We start from the raw sequence: 217 nt of genomic DNA, 5'->3' as shown, positions 1-217 counted from the left end.
CCAACTGAGCTACACCCGCATGGCGTGGCGCGGTTTATATAAGGGGTGGTTCGGTCTGGCAAGGGCTTTTTTGCAAAAAAAAGACGGACCGGAAATTTACCAGTCTGATCGTCCTTGGCAGCCTCGATGCGACGCCTGTTTCGCAGCGAAAAGCGCTCGATCCGGGGTGGCGTAAATGTGTAAAAAGCGAGTGGAAAACAAAAAAGCGCCAGCGAAA

Source organism: Thalassospira sp. UBA4513 (genome assembly GCF_002388495.1).
Taxonomy (GTDB): Bacteria; Pseudomonadota; Alphaproteobacteria; order Rhodospirillales; family Thalassospiraceae; genus Thalassospira; species Thalassospira tepidiphila.
Note: the sequence above shows the minus strand (reverse complement) of the source record.